The sequence below is a fragment of the Methanosarcina sediminis genome (genome assembly GCF_052056915.1).
Taxonomy (GTDB): Archaea; Halobacteriota; Methanosarcinia; order Methanosarcinales; family Methanosarcinaceae; genus MTP4.
The window spans coordinates 3,455,721-3,472,080 of record NZ_CP195119.1; the positions used below are offsets into that span (position 1 = coordinate 3,455,721).

Consider the following 16,360-nt stretch of genomic DNA (forward strand, 5'->3'; position numbering starts at 1 on the left):
CCATGGCCTGAATAATACTTTTCTGAAACAGATTACTTTGATGTATATAAAGTTTCACATTGGAATTATATAAATATAAATTTCTTCCGACTTTTATTAAATAATTCTGGCGCATTACTAATAAATAAGGACTGTTTACATGATCCGCAGCCTCAAAATATTTCCGGATGCTCTGGTCTCCTTCAGTTAAATTGAAACAACTTTGAATTTACCAGCTGCTCTGGTCCCCTTCAGTTAAATTGAAACAACTTTGAATTTACCAGCTGCTCTGGTCCCCTTCAGTTAAATTGAAACAACTTTGAATTTACCAGCTAATTAACTCCAGACCACTTCAAACCCTTAGGTAATGAATACCTTTTCTGCTTTAAACCTTTTGAACCGTCGGATCCCCAAACCTCCTATTAAACTCCGGCTGTTGCAAACCCTGATGCCGGCTCCTTTATTTCTTGAAATTACCGGATACCTGTACTTTCGAGTTGTTTAGTCTCTGAACCCCGTACCTTTGAGCTTTTAAAGCCACTGGGGCCCTATTTTGGAGCTGTTGAAGTTCCTGAATACTTCAACTTTGAGTTGTTGAGCCAATTACCCCTTGCCCCGATGGGTATGTTTCCTAATATCTAACTCATTTTAATTTTTAAGCAATCTCCTCAAATTCCGGTTCGAGATTGACTATTACCGGGAATTGGTCAGGTAGATGCTGTACCTGTACTGGACTATAATCCTTTGCTGCTGAGCCTTTTTATTGTTAAGCAGGGCAAGGGTTTCATTCAGCTCGGTTGCCAGATCGCTGACACTTACGTCGTCCTCAAGGACTTTGAGTATGCCGTACTCTTCTTCCAGCTGTAAGGTCCTGTCATTCTTGAGTTCCTCAAGTATGTCATTTCCGAATGTATAGGCTTCCTCGGTCACAGGTTCTGCGTTTTCAGGGGCTTTGAGGGGTGCGCTTCCTTGGGGGTTTTTGGGTTCGGTTTCATCTCCCCTGTTCACAAAGCCCGGCCCGCTGCTTTTTATTGGATTTGCGGTTTTTTTCTTTGTAAACTTCCGGATAAAGCTTTTAATTGATTCTATTAGCTTTTCGATTAATTTTATCATACTTTTACCTCATTATTCCAGTGGCTGGCAAATCCTTAGCTCTCTTTTCCTTAGCTCTCTTTTCCTGATCCGAAATTCTGCCTCCGGGGTTTCCAGTGCAGACACCGTTTCACTGGTTCTTTCTTCAAAATTTCTTAAAAATCAAAGGAGAATATCTTTCCCACAAAGAGTGGTACGACCAGTATCATCAGGGCTGAAATAAGGCACATGACCGCTCCGTAAAAATATATTTTATAGTTTCCTCCTCCATCCACTACTTTTACGACCAGGGAATCCGCGATTGTAAGGATTATAATTGCCCCTATGGTGAATTTATACAAAAAATCTATATTACTCCCTACACTGAACATGCTCATGCCAAGTCCCGCCGTACTGCTTGCTCCCTGGAACTCTGAAAAGTGCGAATCGTACATCTGCGTCAGGACTTCACTGAATTTTTTCATCATTTCAATAATGAATATGAGCAGACCGGTCATCACGGCATGCATTACCACGTTCAGGCCTATGAATCCCTTGCTGACCATTTTTCGTTTCATCCGGAGCAGGACGATTGCAAGGCTCGAAGAAGAGACAATTTTCCCTATTTCCGAAGGGTCTCCTCCCAGGTTGACCGCATGATTGTAAATTTTTGTGCACCTGTTGATCAGTTCGGAGCCGGTTTCCCCTATGAACTTTTCCCAGCACAGGTCCGGGTCCAGGTCAAGGGTAAGCCTGGTATAGAGCTTGTCTACGAGAGGTTCCAGATGTCCGACGCTTTCCCGGTCGAGTTTTTTCATTGCTGTTGAGGTAGTGACACCCATGGTCCCTGAAAGGGAACCAAGGCTCTTTGCAAATGCGGGAAAGCTTTTGTCCCTCTGTTCTATCTTCAGGTCATCGATCATGCCCACGATCCCTATGGGAGCCATGAATGCTGCTGCAGTCAGGAAAATATAGGGAACCCGGACATTTTTATAAACAAGGACTCCCACTGCAAGGGCTCCCAGAGGGAGCAATATAAGGCTTAAAGCTGCTGCTATGTGCTGTTCCCTGGATTTTTGCTCAAGGGAGTGGAGTTTGATCTCGGAGGGGGCCGAATCATACAGGATAAGTATACCCATGCCGCAGATGAAAACCATAATGAAGAGGACCAGGGCTGCCATAATCTCTACGTCTCCCATATCATAGATCATTGTCGAGATTAGTAGCATCGTCACGATAAGGGAAACCGAAACAAGGAGGGCGGTGTACCCGTCGGTCCATTTTTTCAGGGATTCAACGTCGTTTTCATACTGGTTGGAGTATATCTCTTCCATCGTTTCCCTTTCATTCATCAGAAAATCTTTCTCGGATTCCCCTGAAGCAAGAGCAGTTGCCATCCGGCCAAATAAATCGCTCAGGTTACTATTGGATATTTTTTTTGAGATCAGCTTGCAGGCTTTTGAGTATTCATACCCCATTTTCACGGCAAGGATATGCATTTTTTTGAAATAGATGGCGATTGAATATTCTTCCCTTTCGGAGGCATATTTGAAGATTTTGTCCCTCTGGATGTCTGCTGTGGAAATCGCTGTCATATAGGTGAGGAGGAAGAAAATATCATCACTGGTCTTTTGATCTTCTTTCATTAGATCAGGCCCTCCTCCTCTATCTTGATCATCATTGCAAAAAGGTCATAAAATCCGGTAACTTTCGCCTCGTGCAGCTTCCTCAGGATCCGTTCCCGGTGCTGGATGTCCCTGTATATTTTTTTGGTCTGGTTCTCGGGGATCCCGAGTTTAGGGGCTATTCTGTTTTCGAGGAGGTACGAGTTCATATCTGCTACAAATTCGAAACTGTCAGTGGAAGAGTCCCAGCGGAACACTTCAATAAAGGAGAAGGTGTCGCTTACAGGGTCGTACCCGACTATTTCGTTTACGCTGGTCACCCGCCTTATCATCCCTTTTCCGGGGAGGTGGATGGCGTTCTGGCAGATCACCAGGTTCAGGTTGTCCATGTAGGTCTTGGGGACATTTATGGGATCTCCCGTGATCCTCTGGATAAGCTTTTCAACGGACGAGGCGTGGAAAGTTGACATGACCGGGTGCCCTGTCTGCATGGCCTGGAAAGCTATGTTCCCTTCGACGCCTCTGATTTCTCCGATCATGATTTCGTTCGGGCGCTGACGCAGGGCTGCCCTTAGGAGGTCAAACATCGAGACTTCGGAGTTGCTTTCTTCCCTGGAAGCCCTTGTTACCTCCCTTGTCCAGTTCTTGAGAGGGACCTGCAGTTCGGGGGTGTCTTCAATGGACACGACTTTCCCTTCGGGGGGGAGGAAGGTGGTAAGGGCGTTGAGGAGAGTAGTTTTTCCTGATGCCGTTTCTCCTGCAATGAAACAGCTCATTCCCTGTTTGAGCAGGATCCAGAGATATGCGGCTATGGTATAGTCAAGGGACCCGAATTCTATCAGGTCGAGGATGGATAGCGGTGTGCCTGCAAACTTACGGATCGTAAAGTTGCTACCCCTTTTCGAGACGTCTTCCCCGAAAACTATATTGATCCTTGACCCGTCCGGAAGGGTGGCATCGACAATCGGGTCCCGGTAGGTAATGGGCTTTCCTATTTTTTCCGAAACTTTGACGACGAAGGAATTGAGGTCTCCCATATCCTTGAACGTGATCATTGTTTTCAGGCCGGAAAATATCTTATGTTCGACAAAGATGTGCCCGAGCCCGCTGCAGCTGATATCTTCTATATAGGGGTCCTTGAGGAGTGGTTCGAGTACCCCCAGCCCGACCTTGTCCCGGAGGATGATGTACTTTATTGCCTGGTATTCCCTGGGGGTTACGTATATTTTTTCGATGTTTTTGAGCTTGAAGAGCTGGTTCAGGTATTTGAGGACCTTGTTTAAAAAATCAAACCATGTTCCTTTCTGTTTGGCCCCATCCTCTCTTATCACACAGGTCCTTTCAATAAGTTCGAGCAGATGGGTTTCCCTTTCTTCGGGGGTTTCGGCTTCAAGTTCGGTACCGTCCACAAGGTCTACGAATATCTCTTCCAGGTCCATCAGGAGGCGTTCTATATCCTGGCCAAGCGTTGGCTCAATGGGCACGTAGTAGTCCCTTATATCCTCCCTGTCAGGGTAAATATGGATAGGGACTCCGTTATCCACGGCATATATGAGGTTAGGGTGTTCGAGCCCTTTCAGTGCCCTTGTAATTTTCATATAAAAGGTAGGGACTCCGATTTTGTCAAGAGGAAGGGTCTGGATATAGCCCAGAACATGCTGGTTTTCTTCCTCCTGAACAAATTCCTAAAGGTTGTCCGGGAGTCTGAAGAAACCGCATTGTGCCGCATCTTCTATGAGTGTATTCGCGGACTCGAAGAGAGCTTCCTCCATTTTTCCACCTTATGCCCTTGCTTTTGAAATTGGAATTATCTTGAATCCGAAATTGGGTCTGATATCAAAACTGAAGATGTTTCCGGTTGCTTTCTGGGCTCCCCGGACCTTTGAGATTTCCATGCTTTTTACAAGCTGTTCTCCCATCTGTTCTATTTTAAGATGGAGGTGAACATCGCAGATTGAACGGAGCCTTACGAGAAGCATCTCCGAAAAGGCATATCCGTGAGCTGTGATAAGGATGGTTTTTCCCCGGTCACAGAGTTTCTTACATCTCGTAAAAAAATCAAGTATTTCATTTTCTGGGAGGTCGACCACGAAAACGGTTAATGAATCGATAATTATGAGGTCTTCTCTGGAGCTTTCAATTGTTTTCAGCATAACCTGCAGGAGGTTTTCAGCGGTTTCCCTGTTTCCCTTTGCAAGGTTCTCCTGAATAGGGTAGATTTTTGCCCTTCCGACAATGTAATAATCCGTAATATCCAGGGCCAGGCTCTCCATCTGCTTTAGCAGGCTCCTATTTGTGTTTTCGGTGGTAAACATGAGCACCTTTTTCTGGCCGTCAAGTCCACCCTTCATCAGCTGCTGCATAAGGACGGACTTTCCGCTGTCATTTGCCCCTTCTATCAGGCCCAGGGACGATACGGGGATTCCCCCTCCCATTTTGCTGTCAATTTCAGAATTCCCGGAAGATATGATGTCCGCCAGGGTGTCGTCTTTTCCGTACGTTTTACCCGCATCCATGTCTATCACCGGATTTTTCCGGATTTCCTTTTTTCTCTTGTTTTTCCTTGCTGCCCGGGATCGTCCCCGAACAGGGGTTTTTATATATATTTTTAATTTATTAATTTATCATGGAGGAAAAATTTCCGGATTATATGAAGATTTTTACTCTCTTCTCTTTCTGCTGATTCTTTCTTCCTGCCATAGTCCCGGAAATTTTTATTCGAGGCTTTTGTCCGAACTTTTGCCTGATCCGAATTCTTGTATTCTTCTGTTTTTACCCGCACTCAAGCCTTTGCCCGGACCAGCTCTCAACCTCTAAAGTACTTTGATGAATAAACTCCGTTTGGAGTTGTTATCTGTATCCAGTTGTTCAGGCTGCCTGTTTCAACACCTTCCCCGGTGTTCATCCTGATCCTGATTTCCATCTCTTCGTCAGGGTCAAAGATCCCGGGATTTATCGCGTCCCGCGTAATATCTGTCACCACCCAGCTGTTCTCGACCGGGTCCGTGCCTTCCAGGTAGGGGACCCAGGTGGTTTTCATGGTTCCGGATGCGTTATAGTGGACGATTACATCCATGTTCTCGAATTCCCTGATTTTTACCTTGCCGGTATTCCTGACCACTGCGTTGATGAAAACCCCGTTTGTGCTGATATTTTCTATTTCAATGTCTGTCCTGAGAATTTCGTTGTTACTGTCCTGCATCTCTTTGATCGACCCTGAAAGTGTGTCGACCATGTAAATCCCTCCCTGCACACAGACATAGGATGCGGACAGAATAAGTGCTATGGCTATTGCCGACGAAATTATCGTTCCGAAACCCACTCAGGACACCGCAAAATAGTCTTCATCCGAGACGCCGTTGTAAGTAATGAATTTGATAAAATATTCGTTGCCCGTACTAACTGAAGTCCTTACAGTAATCTTGATCGTGTCACTCTTCTGCCACTCCCCTGTACCGCCGTTTTCTATTGAATATCTCCAGCTCGGAACTCCAGTTCCAGTTTCGTCATAAGGGATCCTCATAAAATTCCCGCTTTCCCCGAAAAAGAGGTCCGAATTGTCGACGAGGTTTGGAGAGATATGATTATCCCCTACATTCTTTATCCAGATGTATACTTCCGTGCCTTCCGGGTTGCTGGCTGCATGAATGATCTTTATGTTCGTGTCAATTTGATCCTTGAGGATATTTGTGGAGCTTACTACCGGATCTCCCGCACTGAGAATTGACGGGGTTACTGCAGCTACGAATCCAGCAGCACAGATGACAGATGCGATCGTGATAATCGCAGTACTTATCGTTTCTCCACTCATGGCGTATCATATCAGTTTAATGACAGTCCATTTTGCTTGCTTCCTTCTCCGTTCCGGGAACTTTTATCGTAGAAGCTTTGCGTATTCTGACCGGATTCCCCTGGGTTCAGGATTTCGTTTAACTGGGATATTACGGTAATGTTGTCTTTCATTGTTGCCTGGCTATCTTCAAGCACATCGGCTGTGGAGAGTTTTGCAATGTTCATTATGACATTTTTTGCATTCTCTGAAAGTTGTCCGGTAAGGGCATAGAGTTCCAGGACCTCCTCAAGCTTCTTCCTGCCTACCGTACTGAGTGTGTAATCGGTCCACCTCATCAGCCCTACAAGGGTATAGGTGTTGATTCCGTTTTCTATTGTAATCTTCGGAACCTCCTGGGGTGTTTCTTCGGGTTCTGCCTGTTCTTCCTGAATCTCAGGCCCCTCTGCGATTTTCGGAACTTTCGGTGCTGGCTCCTGAGGTATTTCCTGAATTTCAAGCTGGCTTTCAGTTTTTTCATCTTCAGGATTTTCAAGTCTGAACTTCTTCACTTCAACTGCACTAAATTTTTCCTCGATAGGTAACGCTTTTGCTTCGGAGACTTCTTCGTTTTCCTCGTTAATCATATCTTCAATATCTTCTGCAGCCGGAATCTCTTTTATTTGGGGATTTTCAATTGCAGGAAACCCGTTTGCTTCCGGTAATTTTTCTCTCATCCCGGCCATATTTCCTATTGCCTGTCCCGGGCTTCGGAAGGGGTTTTCCATGTCATTGACCGTCTCCCGGACATCCAGGAGTAAGGCTTTGATTTCCCCTTTGATGATTTTGAATTCGGTTTCCAGGGTCGCGACTCTGTCCTCAATTTCCATGGCAGTACCTCAAAAAAGAAATGTAAGGGGTTAAAACCCCTTTTACATTTACATAATTACTGTGAAGGCGTCAAGGTCGAAAGGTGTTGTCCTTGTTACCGGGAGGGTTGCCCCGATCTTGGGCTTTACCTCAAGCTTGAACTCTCTGTTCACAGCATCATCTGCTGTCTGTAACTTGGCACTGTCCGGGACAGTAATGTTGAGTTCAACCTTTTCGTGCTGTTCGAGAACCTTGTCTCCATCATTGTCTCCAATGAAAGTCTTGTTCCAGCTTACATTGGATTCATAGAGCCCGGCATCCCAGTAAGAGACAACAAGCATATCATCTGAGCTGTCCGCTCCAATGTCAACGGGGGCCTGCCCGGCGGTGAGCTGGATGGTTACGAGAAGGTAGTCGAGGGTGTTGTCGGTGCTTCCTTCTACACCGATTACGTCTCCAGCGAGTTCGATGGAGGAGGTTGCCTGCTTGATACCTTCGTCAACGGTTGCTTTTGCTGTGTCGGAGGTTGAGAAACCTGCACCGAGCACTACGTAGGAGAAGACCGCTGCCACGACGATGAAAGCGGTCAGAACGATTGCGGATTCAAGCCCTGTGAAGGCTTTTTCATCCTTTCCAAATCTGCCGAATAACTTGTTAAACTTCATTAGCATACACCTTTTTTCTCTATATAGTTTTTTATTTTTTCCATGTATGTGCGGGTTATTATCTTTTTTATATATTTTTCCCGCATGTATATATTAAAAAATTATTAGGTTTGTGCACCAACCTCTATATTTTTTTCAATATATAAATGTTTACTAAAATAACACTATTATAATAATCATTTTTAACTTTTCTTAAAAATAATTTCAAGAATAAAAAGAAATTTTTTATTATATCTTTTACTTTTTACTCTAAAAACAGTGTCCCGCAACTCTTTGTAATCTTATTTATCAATGCTATAAACTTTATATTTTTATGAGTCATTTTATATATCTATCTTTATTATCGCAAACTTTATATAATATGCATTCTTCCCCAAATGTCTAATCTTTTTTAGTATATTATTCACGATCGTTCTACGTTAATCTCTTTTTTCAATGGGTGCGATATTGGGCTTCACCCTTTTGATATTGTATGAATATTTCTTTATCGGGTTCTTGATAAGCAGGGCAGATTCATAATTTTTTTAGGTATATATAATATGAGTTATCTAAATAAACTATTATGATACTGATAAACTACTATTAATTTACTTAACTTATAATTAGTTCAATGAAATAATGGGTGTTATAAAAATTGATATTAAAGAAAAGAGGCAATTGAAATAATTGAACTTAATCAAAAACAGCCTGAACAAAACCTCTCTGATAAAAAGCAAATGAAAAACAGCCTGAACAAAAACGATCTGAAAAAGAGCAAATGAAGAAAAGCAAATGAAGAAAAGCAAACGGTGATGATCCCGGAGAGTTCCGGTAAAAGCTGCAAAATTATATCACAAAAAATTCATTTTTTAAAAATTAAAGGGAAGGTAAGCCGGAGCTTACCTGACGATTACAACGACAACCCCGTTGACGTCAAGGACGTCGACTTCCCTGCCGCCGGAAATGACTTCTTTTCTGATTTCAACGGCTTCGGGTTCGAGTTCGATTGTTTCTCCGTTTACGTCCACTACGATTTTTCCGGAGGCTGCCTGTTCCTCAATAGCTGCAGGGTCTGCTGCTTTGAGGGCTTTTACGATTGCTCCTGCTTCTTTCCTGAACCTGGGGCCCAGGATGCCCATGTCCGGTTTGACTTCAACGGGCACGTGTTCGAAAGAAGGAGCGCCTTCGATCAGTTCTACTTCCGTGTTCGTGGCGCCTGTAATGTCTCCGGTGTCGATGTCTGCGTTGTAGATCTCGATCTTCTTCAGGGGGGCGTTCAGGGCAATCTTATGGTCGGACTTGTACCTGCGGACTTCACTCGTAATGTCCTTGATAAGTTCTCCTGCAGCTTCGAATTCCTCGCTGATCAGGCTTTCGTCCACTTCAGGCCAGGGCTGTGTGTGGACACTTTCCCTACCGAGCCTGGAGTAGAGCTCTTCTGCGAAGAAGGGGACAAAGGGTGCGAGCAGGCGGGAAAGGGTGTCCGTTGTCCTGTAGAGCACGTACTGTGCGGCTTTCTTGCCTTCGGGTTCGTCGCCGTAGAGCCTGCCTTTCACAAGTTCCAGGTAGTTGTCAGCAAGGATTTCCCAGGCAAAACCCCTTATGGCCTTGAAGGTGGAATCGAACTGGTAGCCGTCCATTTCCTCTGTTGCGGTCCGGACGAGCCTGTTCAGTTTGCTGAGCAGCCACCTGTCGATTGCTAGCAGGTTTTCTGTCTGGAAGTTCTCAGCGTCTTCAGACCCGAATTCTTTCAGGTGGGACATGGAGAAGCGGTAGATGCTCCACATCTTCTGGAGGAACCTGGAAGCTGAGACCACATCCTTCCACCTGAACATAACGTCCGAACCGGTGGAGCCGCCAACGGCACCCCACTGCCTGAAGGCATCCGCACTGTAGTCCTTGAGAACTTCTTCGGGAGAGATAACGTTTCCAAGGGACTTGCTCATCTTGTGCCCATCGGGACCGAGCACCATCCCGTTGACCACGATGGAGTCCCAGGGCCTTTTGTCTTCCAGGGCCAGGCTCCTGAGGATCGTGTAAAAAGCCCAGGTCCGGATGATGTCATGCCCCTGGGGACGGATCTGGGTCGGAAGCCGCAGTTCCCGGTCGCTTTCCCAGCCCGAGACGTGCAGTGCGGTGATAGACGAGTCCATCCAGGTGTCCAGCACATCGGTTTCAGGCTCAAACTCCGTGGAGCCGCAGGAACAGGCTCTCTTTGGTACGTTTTCATTGGGGTCAATCGGGAGCCAGCTTTCCTCTGCGATCATTACTTCCCCGCAATGTTTGCAGTACCAGATGGGAATAGGGGTTGCAAAGATCCTCTGCCTGGAAATGCACCAGTCCCATTCCATGGTCCCTGTCCAGTTCTCAAGCCTGACCTTCATGTACTCAGGGACCCACTCTATCTCGTCGGCTTTTTCCAGGATGCCTTTCTGGTTGATCTTGACAAACCACTGGGGCTCGGAAAGGATTTCAATGGGTGTGCTGCAGCGCCAGCAGAGTCCCACGTTCTGGTCCAGGGGTTTCTGGTCGTAGATGAAGCCTTCGGACTTAAGGTCCTCGATGACAACCTGCCTGCACTCCTTAAGACCCAGGCCTTCGTACTTGCCTGCTGCTTTTGTCATCTTTCCTTCTTTGTCGATGGCTTTGATAAGGGGGAGGTGATGCTTGGTCCACCAGCGTACGTCCTGCTTGTCCCCGAAGGTACAGATCATAACTGCGCCTGTCCCGAACCCGGATTCGACTGCGTCGTCTGTGATTAGGGGAACTTCCTGCCCGAAGAGGGGAACTTTGATCGTTTTTCCCACGAACTCTTTATAACGCTCGTCTTCCGGGTGAACGGCCACAGCCACACAGGCAGCCATGAGTTCGGGCCTGGTGGTGGCGATGTCGACTTTATCGAAGTGGACGAAGTTCAGCTTTGTCTGCCCTGCTTCGTACTCGACTTCCGCAAAAGCGATGGCGGTTTCACAGCGCGGGCACCAGTTGACCGGGTGTTCTTCATGGTAGATATGCCCGTCGTTGTACATTTTGACAAAGGATTTCTGGGTCTTTACGAAGTACTCGGGTTCCATGGTGACGAATTCGTTGCTCCAGTCCACGGAGAAGCCCAGGCGCAGCATTGTCTGGCGCATCTTATCAATGTTTCCGGCAGTAAGTTCCCGGCACATCTTACGGAATTCCGCTCTTGGGACCTGGTTTTTCGTAATTCCGTGGATTTCTTCAACCTTTACTTCGGTAGGCAGCCCGTGGCAGTCCCAGCCCTGGGGAAACATAACGTTATACCCGCGCATCCTCTTGTAGCGGGCGACAAAGTCGATATAGCACCAGTTAAGGGCGTTTCCGATGTGGAAGTTGCCTGTGGGATATGGTGGGGGGGTATCAATAATATACTGGGGGCGGGAGTCTTCTCCCCAGTTGAAGTGGTACATGGAGAGATTCCACTGCTCCATCCATTTCGGTTCAACTTCATGAGGGTTATATTCTTTTGGAATTTCTGATTCCGTCATGTAAAAACACTCCGATGATTGGGGAATAGTGTAAGAATTTCTTGGGTTTTAGAGTGCTTGCGATTATTTAAATATATCTGGTTTGGGGCAGATACGAGAGCTCCAATCTAAAACCCGGAATCGCTGTAACCTTCCACTCTTAATAAAGAAAACGGGTTAAAAGGCAGGAAATAGATAAAAAGTGGAGGGCCTGAAAAAAAGAGGGGAGTTTGTACATAACTCTTAATTGCCTTGCTAACTTTTAACTGCCTTGCTTTTTCCCGGAGGGATGATTCAGTAGTAATGGGGAAATGTGAGAATATGTTAGATTAATTTTTTTCTTTATTCTTACTTTGATTTTTTCCTTGCTTTTTCTTTATTCATTCTTCACGCATAGCGCCAGGCATCATGGATGTGCATCGCATTCATCCCCAGGCTCTGGGGTGGATAGATATCGTTTTCAGGTGTGTCTCCGACGGAGAGAACTTCGTGGGGTTCGAGGCCCAGCTGGTTGAGAGCCATTTGAAAGAGCCGGGTATCAGGTTTCTTTATTTTGTGGTCTGAAGAGAGGATTACATGGTCAAAATAATCATATAAGCCTAAGAAACGTAATTCCTGTTCAGTAAAGACCCTCTGGGCATTGGAAACAATGCATTTGGGGACATGCCTGTATTTTTCAAGGAGCGCCCGGCTCTGGGGATAAGCTTCCAGCCTTTTGATGGATGCGGTCCTGAATATTTTCGCAGTTTCGATACCCAGCCAGCAGGGATCAATTTCACGGAAAGCGTTTTCGGCACAGATCTCTTCAAATATCTCTTCGATACGGATATCGGGGTGCTGCTGTCCGGACTTCCCCAACCTGTCTACAACCTTCCACTTATATACATCCCTGAGCCGCTCGGGCTCTATCCTTACTCCCTGGTAGAGCAGCCAGTGGCTGACGCGCTGGTTCGTTTCCCTGCTTCTCTCATCGGTTTTAATGTTGATGAGGGTTTTATAACAGTCAAAAATTAAGCCTTTTATCCTTCCGTTTTGTAGCATTGATACCCTCCAATTTAATTTTCTTCATTTTTTTCAATATTTCTTCTTTTTTCGTTTTGTCTATGATTTTTTTCTCTTATAACCCCTAATAATATGGGTGAATATATAGTTTACCCAAATATATATGCATATTACACATATATCTATATACTTTGGCTTATTTCAAATGGACACCTGATAAGATTCGGCCATAAAAATTCAACACAAAATCCCCGAATCTTCAGGGCAGAGGCCGGATACAAGGCCAAAATACCAAATATATTAAAAAAGATTTCGGAATTTTTTCCGGAAATCGAAAGAGTGGGGGGAAATGTGACAGAATGGTATGGATATTGAAAAAATGGCTATAGGATATGTATAAAAAAGGAGGGGGAAGCAACACAGGAAGACCCGGGCTATCCGGGCTGTTTAACAGGCTTGAATTGTGAAGACATTTCTTATTTTTTCAAAGTTAATCTTTTACCCCGTAAAACTCCCAGGCATCCTCGATCTGCATGGCGCACATCCCGAGTTTGTGAGCGGGCAGAATCTCATTTTCATAAGAGTCCCCGATGGACAGCACACACTTTGGTTCGAGTTCCAGTCCCAGTTTCTTGAGCGCTTCCATGAAGAGCCTGAGGTCCGGCTTTTTATAGCCGAGGTCTGAGGAAAAGATAACGAAATCGAAGTAGTCGTAGAAGCCAAGGTATCTCAGTTCCATTTCGGAAAAGACCCGCTGCCCGTTGGAGATTATGCATTTAGGAATGTTTATACAGTGCTCGATAAGCTTTATGCTCTGGGGAAAGGGCCGGAGTTTTCGGATAGACGCCGCTCTGAATACCTTTGCGGTTTCGACTCCCAATTTTTTTTCATCAATTCTCCAGACTGCGTGATCTTTGCAGATCTCACTGAAGACCTCTTCCACCTTTACTTCCGGGTATTCTTCTTCGGACCTGTCCATCCTTTCCTTTACTTTCAATTCATAAGTATGCCGCAGTTTTTCAGGCCTGATCTTTACACCCTGGTATGCAAGCCACATTGTCACCCTTTCGTAGGTCTCCAGGTCATCTTCGTCAGTGTGGATATCGATAAGAGTCTGGTAGCAGTCAAAGATGATCCCTTTTATGGGACTCCCCTCACATACGGTTCTTGTTATCGAAACCCTTTCTATCACAGGTGGGACACTTAGTTCTCCGGTCTTTTCCATTCGGTAACTTTTAAGTACGCTTTCGATTCCTTCCCCCTGTATCTTGTAGCTTTCCAACATATTTCCTCTCCCTGAAGTGCCCACTCACAGAATATCTTTCCTTAAAATGTCTCCCACAAAATATCTTCCTCTTGAACTATATTATTCACGTTTCCTTATATGTTTATAGGTGAAGTTTCTTTTTAATCAATCTGCAAATTTCTAAAAAGTCAATATCGATGTCAAAAATGTAGTTATATGTGCCTTTTCAAAATTTTCAAAGGATTTTCAAAAAAGAATTTACGGGATCAATTCCCGTGTTACAAGTTCACTTCTTCAGCCCGAACTTCTCCCAGGCTTCCTCGATGTCCATGGCCCGCATCCCAAGCTTTCTGGCGGGGAGAAGCTCATTTTCATAGGAATCTCCAACGGACATTACGCACTTGGGCTGGAACTCCAGGCCCATCCTCTTAAGTGCGGTCATGAAAAGCCTGAGGTCCGGTTTCTTGTACCCGACGTCCGAGGAAAAGATCACGAAGTCGAAGTAGTCATAAAGTCCCAGGTACCTCAGTTCAAGTTCGGAAAAGACCCGCTGCCCGTTGGAGATGATGCATTTCGGGATATTGATGCAGTGCTCGATCAGCTTTATACTCTGGGGAAACGGAAGGAGTTTTCGGATTGAAGCAGCCCTGAAGACCCTTGAGGTGTCAACACCCAGGCGTTTTTCGTTGATCCTCCACACTGCATTTTCCCCGCAGATCTCTGCAAAAACCTCTTCAACCCTCACCTCGGGGTATGTTTCCGGAGACTCGTCCATCCTTTCCTTTACCTTTAGCATATAGGAATCCTTGAGTTTCTCCGGTTTTACAACGACTCCCTGATATGCCAGCCACCTGCTAACCGTTTTATAGGTTTCATGGCTGTGCTCATCGGTGTCAATATCAATAAGGGTCTGATAGCAGTCAAAAATGACCCCTTTGATCTGGCAGCTTTCAAATATTTCTTCTCCTTCTCCTTCCTGTTCTCCTTCTTCTTCTCTTTCCCCGGGCTTTTCGATGGGATAGCTCAGGAATGGATTCAATCTTCCCGCTATTTCCGGTTCGTAGATTTCTGAAATATTTTCCCCCTCCCATATTCCCCTTTTTACCCGACATCCTTCAGATATGCCAGAGCTTTTTGAAAATTTCATTTGATAAGGTTATTTAATAAGTTAATCTTGATATCATGAGTTCCGTGACCTGAAAAGGGAACTTCCCGGCCCCTGAACGGACTTCCCCTGTTTTAAGATATATACCCTGTAATGTGGTGAACTCCCTCTTCTTCACCCCGGTTCCCTCAGCAAAATATCTTCCCTCTAATTATATAATATTGACCTTTACTAACCTTAAAGGCTCTGTGAAGCCCTAAAAGTCTTATCAAAATAAACATGCAAAGTGCAGGTTTGTAAAAACAGGTTTCACTATTTTTTAATTATTTGCAGCTTTCCATATCTTTTATCTTTTATCTTTTATCTTTTATCTTACAGCTTCCAGACATGCCATGGCTTCTCTGATAAGATAATCTCGATAGTTTTCCTGGTGAAGCCTTGCGGAACGGAGCAGTCCCACACTCATATAGAAAGGCAGGGCTCTCGTAACTCTTGAAAAATCCTTTTCGTCCCGGCTGTATTCCCAGAGAAAATTCCCTATGTAGGGTTCGGCCTTCCATCCCCCTCCTTTATTCTGCTCAAAATAATTTTTAAGTTCAGCAGAGAGGATTCCAAGGTCCCTTATGGGGTTTGCATGGAACCAGGAGCTTTCGAAATCAAGGGCATAGGGTTTGCCTTTGTAAAAGATGTAGTTTGAGGGATGGACGTCCCGGTGGATCATGCAGCCGTGCTTCCGGTCAAGCAGGCCGCTGTACCACCATTCCCCGAGCAGGTGGTTGAAGGTTTCCCGGGTTTTGTGGTCAAGCTCAAGGTGGTCCAGAACGTCATGGTAATTTTTGAACTCATTTTCTTTGTCGTAAGAGGAACGGGTGTTGTCGTGAAGCTTGCGGAGCATATGTGACATCCCGGTAAGTCTCTCATAAAGATTTTTCTCATGTTTGAAATGCCAGCCAAGGGATTTTCCCGGTACATGTTCGGTTACAAGAGCGCAGTTGTAATCCTCGTTCACGGCAAGGGGCCTTGCAACGTTTATAATAGAAGCTGCAAGCTCAAGCTTCTTGAATTCGTTCCTCATGGCTTTGCAAGCGTTATATTTTTTGAGCCTGCCCGTAGGCTCGGCAAAAAATTTTGCCATTACACTGAGATGTTCTCCCTTGAAGTGATACCTGCAGACGGTATGGGATGAGCGACCATTCTTGAAAACCTTAACACAGCATTGTTTATCCCGGACCCTTTGTCCCACCACTTCTTCGACAAGCCAGTCCCTGAAAGGGTCCCCTGGCCTCAGTGTATTTACATGGCATTCCACCACTCAAATTGCCCCCTTCTATTTTTTAACTCGCGCCCCTTTGGATAGCGCTCCCCGGTAATATGTAATACTTTGCTAGAAAATATACATTTATACTAACTACATACCTATAGTTCAGATTACTTATATACATTGTGAGCTTTTGGTTTTTGATGGGGCATCCGGAGTCTTCTGTGGTAATATCTACGAATTCAAATTGCCGAAACAATGGTAGAGAGCCAGCGATTAGGACGGTTCCGGATGAAGGCGATA

14 protein-coding genes are annotated in these 16,360 nt (G+C 45.3%); 1 reads left to right on the top strand and 13 read right to left on the bottom strand.

What is annotated here, in order from left to right:
• Positions 1–672: 672 nt before the first annotated feature.
• From ACSAZK_RS15150 to ACSAZK_RS15195, 10 genes are all read right to left on the bottom strand, one after another.
• Positions 673–1,092, bottom strand: a complete 420-nt coding sequence (locus tag ACSAZK_RS15150; RefSeq protein ID WP_440954892.1) for a hypothetical protein — start codon at positions 1,090–1,092, stop codon at positions 673–675.
• A 134-nt stretch (positions 1,093–1,226) separates the two neighbouring features.
• Positions 1,227–2,696: an archaellar assembly protein FlaJ gene (locus ACSAZK_RS15155; protein ID WP_440954893.1), complete on the bottom strand. Its 1,470-nt coding sequence runs from the start codon at positions 2,694–2,696 to the stop codon at positions 1,227–1,229.
• Positions 2,696–4,273 carry a type II/IV secretion system ATPase subunit gene (locus ACSAZK_RS15160; protein WP_440954894.1) on the bottom strand — a complete coding sequence of 526 codons (1,578 nt, stop codon included), beginning with the start codon at positions 4,271–4,273 and terminating at the stop codon, positions 2,696–2,698. The genes ACSAZK_RS15155 and ACSAZK_RS15160 overlap by 1 nt, the downstream gene beginning before the upstream one ends.
• A gap of 183 nt (positions 4,274–4,456) precedes the next feature.
• The gene (locus ACSAZK_RS15165; RefSeq protein ID WP_048179858.1) at positions 4,457–5,191 is read right to left on the bottom strand and encodes an ATPase domain-containing protein; all 735 of its coding nucleotides are present in this window, start codon (positions 5,189–5,191) and stop codon (positions 4,457–4,459) included.
• A 290-nt stretch (positions 5,192–5,481) separates the two neighbouring features.
• On the bottom strand, positions 5,482–5,910 hold the full coding sequence (locus ACSAZK_RS15170; RefSeq protein ID WP_440954895.1) for a hypothetical protein: 429 nt from the start codon (positions 5,908–5,910) through the stop codon (positions 5,482–5,484).
• A gap of 87 nt (positions 5,911–5,997) precedes the next feature.
• The gene (locus tag ACSAZK_RS15175) at positions 5,998–6,486 is read right to left on the bottom strand and encodes a hypothetical protein (RefSeq protein ID WP_440954896.1); all 489 of its coding nucleotides are present in this window, start codon (positions 6,484–6,486) and stop codon (positions 5,998–6,000) included.
• 11 nt (positions 6,487–6,497) lie between these two features.
• The gene (locus ACSAZK_RS15180) at positions 6,498–7,334 is read right to left on the bottom strand and encodes a hypothetical protein (protein WP_440954897.1); all 837 of its coding nucleotides are present in this window, start codon (positions 7,332–7,334) and stop codon (positions 6,498–6,500) included.
• A 48-nt stretch (positions 7,335–7,382) separates the two neighbouring features.
• Positions 7,383–7,979, bottom strand: a complete 597-nt coding sequence (locus ACSAZK_RS15185) for an archaellin/type IV pilin N-terminal domain-containing protein (protein WP_440954898.1) — start codon at positions 7,977–7,979, stop codon at positions 7,383–7,385.
• A gap of 878 nt (positions 7,980–8,857) precedes the next feature.
• The gene (locus ACSAZK_RS15190) at positions 8,858–11,467 is read right to left on the bottom strand and encodes a valine--tRNA ligase (protein WP_440954899.1); all 2,610 of its coding nucleotides are present in this window, start codon (positions 11,465–11,467) and stop codon (positions 8,858–8,860) included.
• Between the two features lie 366 nt (positions 11,468–11,833).
• Positions 11,834–12,487 carry an HAD family hydrolase gene (locus ACSAZK_RS15195; RefSeq protein ID WP_440954900.1) on the bottom strand — a complete coding sequence of 218 codons (654 nt, stop codon included), beginning with the start codon at positions 12,485–12,487 and terminating at the stop codon, positions 11,834–11,836.
• Between the two features lie 93 nt (positions 12,488–12,580).
• On the opposite strand from ACSAZK_RS15195, the gene ACSAZK_RS15200 reads away from it, so the two are divergent.
• Positions 12,581–12,823: a hypothetical protein gene (locus ACSAZK_RS15200; RefSeq protein ID WP_440954901.1), complete on the top strand. Its 243-nt coding sequence runs from the start codon at positions 12,581–12,583 to the stop codon at positions 12,821–12,823.
• 115 nt (positions 12,824–12,938) lie between these two features.
• Here the strand turns inward: ACSAZK_RS15200 and ACSAZK_RS15205 are convergent, their stop codons facing one another.
• The 3 genes from ACSAZK_RS15205 to ACSAZK_RS15215 all read right to left on the bottom strand — a co-directional run bounded on the left by ACSAZK_RS15205 (position 12,939) and on the right by ACSAZK_RS15215 (position 16,111).
• Positions 12,939–13,733, bottom strand: coding sequence for an HAD family hydrolase (locus ACSAZK_RS15205; RefSeq protein WP_440954902.1), 795 nt, complete (start codon positions 13,731–13,733; stop codon positions 12,939–12,941).
• A 247-nt stretch (positions 13,734–13,980) separates the two neighbouring features.
• Positions 13,981–14,652: an HAD family hydrolase gene (locus ACSAZK_RS15210; RefSeq protein WP_440957041.1), complete on the bottom strand. Its 672-nt coding sequence runs from the start codon at positions 14,650–14,652 to the stop codon at positions 13,981–13,983.
• A gap of 514 nt (positions 14,653–15,166) precedes the next feature.
• On the bottom strand, positions 15,167–16,111 hold the full coding sequence (locus ACSAZK_RS15215; RefSeq protein WP_440954903.1) for a phosphotransferase: 945 nt from the start codon (positions 16,109–16,111) through the stop codon (positions 15,167–15,169).
• Positions 16,112–16,360 lie beyond the last annotated feature (249 nt).

What these genes read in the sequence shown, in the direction of transcription:
- ACSAZK_RS15150 (WP_440954892.1), bottom strand. Translation starts at nt 1,092, where the DNA reads ATGATAAAATTAATCGAAAAGCTAATAGAATCAATTAAAAGCTTTATC.
- ACSAZK_RS15155 (WP_440954893.1), bottom strand. Translation starts at nt 2,696, where the DNA reads ATGAAAGAAGATCAAAAGACCAGTGATGATATTTTCTTCCTCCTCACC.
- ACSAZK_RS15160 (WP_440954894.1), bottom strand. Translation starts at nt 4,273, where the DNA reads ATGAAAATTACAAGGGCACTGAAAGGGCTCGAACACCCTAACCTCATA.
- ACSAZK_RS15165 (WP_048179858.1), bottom strand. Translation starts at nt 5,191, where the DNA reads ATGGATGCGGGTAAAACGTACGGAAAAGACGACACCCTGGCGGACATC.
- ACSAZK_RS15170 (WP_440954895.1), bottom strand. Translation starts at nt 5,910, where the DNA reads ATGGTCGACACACTTTCAGGGTCGATCAAAGAGATGCAGGACAGTAAC.
- ACSAZK_RS15175 (WP_440954896.1), bottom strand. Translation starts at nt 6,486, where the DNA reads ATGAGTGGAGAAACGATAAGTACTGCGATTATCACGATCGCATCTGTC.
- ACSAZK_RS15180 (WP_440954897.1), bottom strand. Translation starts at nt 7,334, where the DNA reads ATGGAAATTGAGGACAGAGTCGCGACCCTGGAAACCGAATTCAAAATC.
- ACSAZK_RS15185 (WP_440954898.1), bottom strand. Translation starts at nt 7,979, where the DNA reads ATGAAGTTTAACAAGTTATTCGGCAGATTTGGAAAGGATGAAAAAGCC.
- ACSAZK_RS15190 (WP_440954899.1), bottom strand. Translation starts at nt 11,467, where the DNA reads ATGACGGAATCAGAAATTCCAAAAGAATATAACCCTCATGAAGTTGAA.
- ACSAZK_RS15195 (WP_440954900.1), bottom strand. Translation starts at nt 12,487, where the DNA reads ATGCTACAAAACGGAAGGATAAAAGGCTTAATTTTTGACTGTTATAAA.
- ACSAZK_RS15200 (WP_440954901.1), top strand. Translation starts at nt 12,581, where the DNA reads ATGGGTGAATATATAGTTTACCCAAATATATATGCATATTACACATAT.
- ACSAZK_RS15205 (WP_440954902.1), bottom strand. Translation starts at nt 13,733, where the DNA reads ATGTTGGAAAGCTACAAGATACAGGGGGAAGGAATCGAAAGCGTACTT.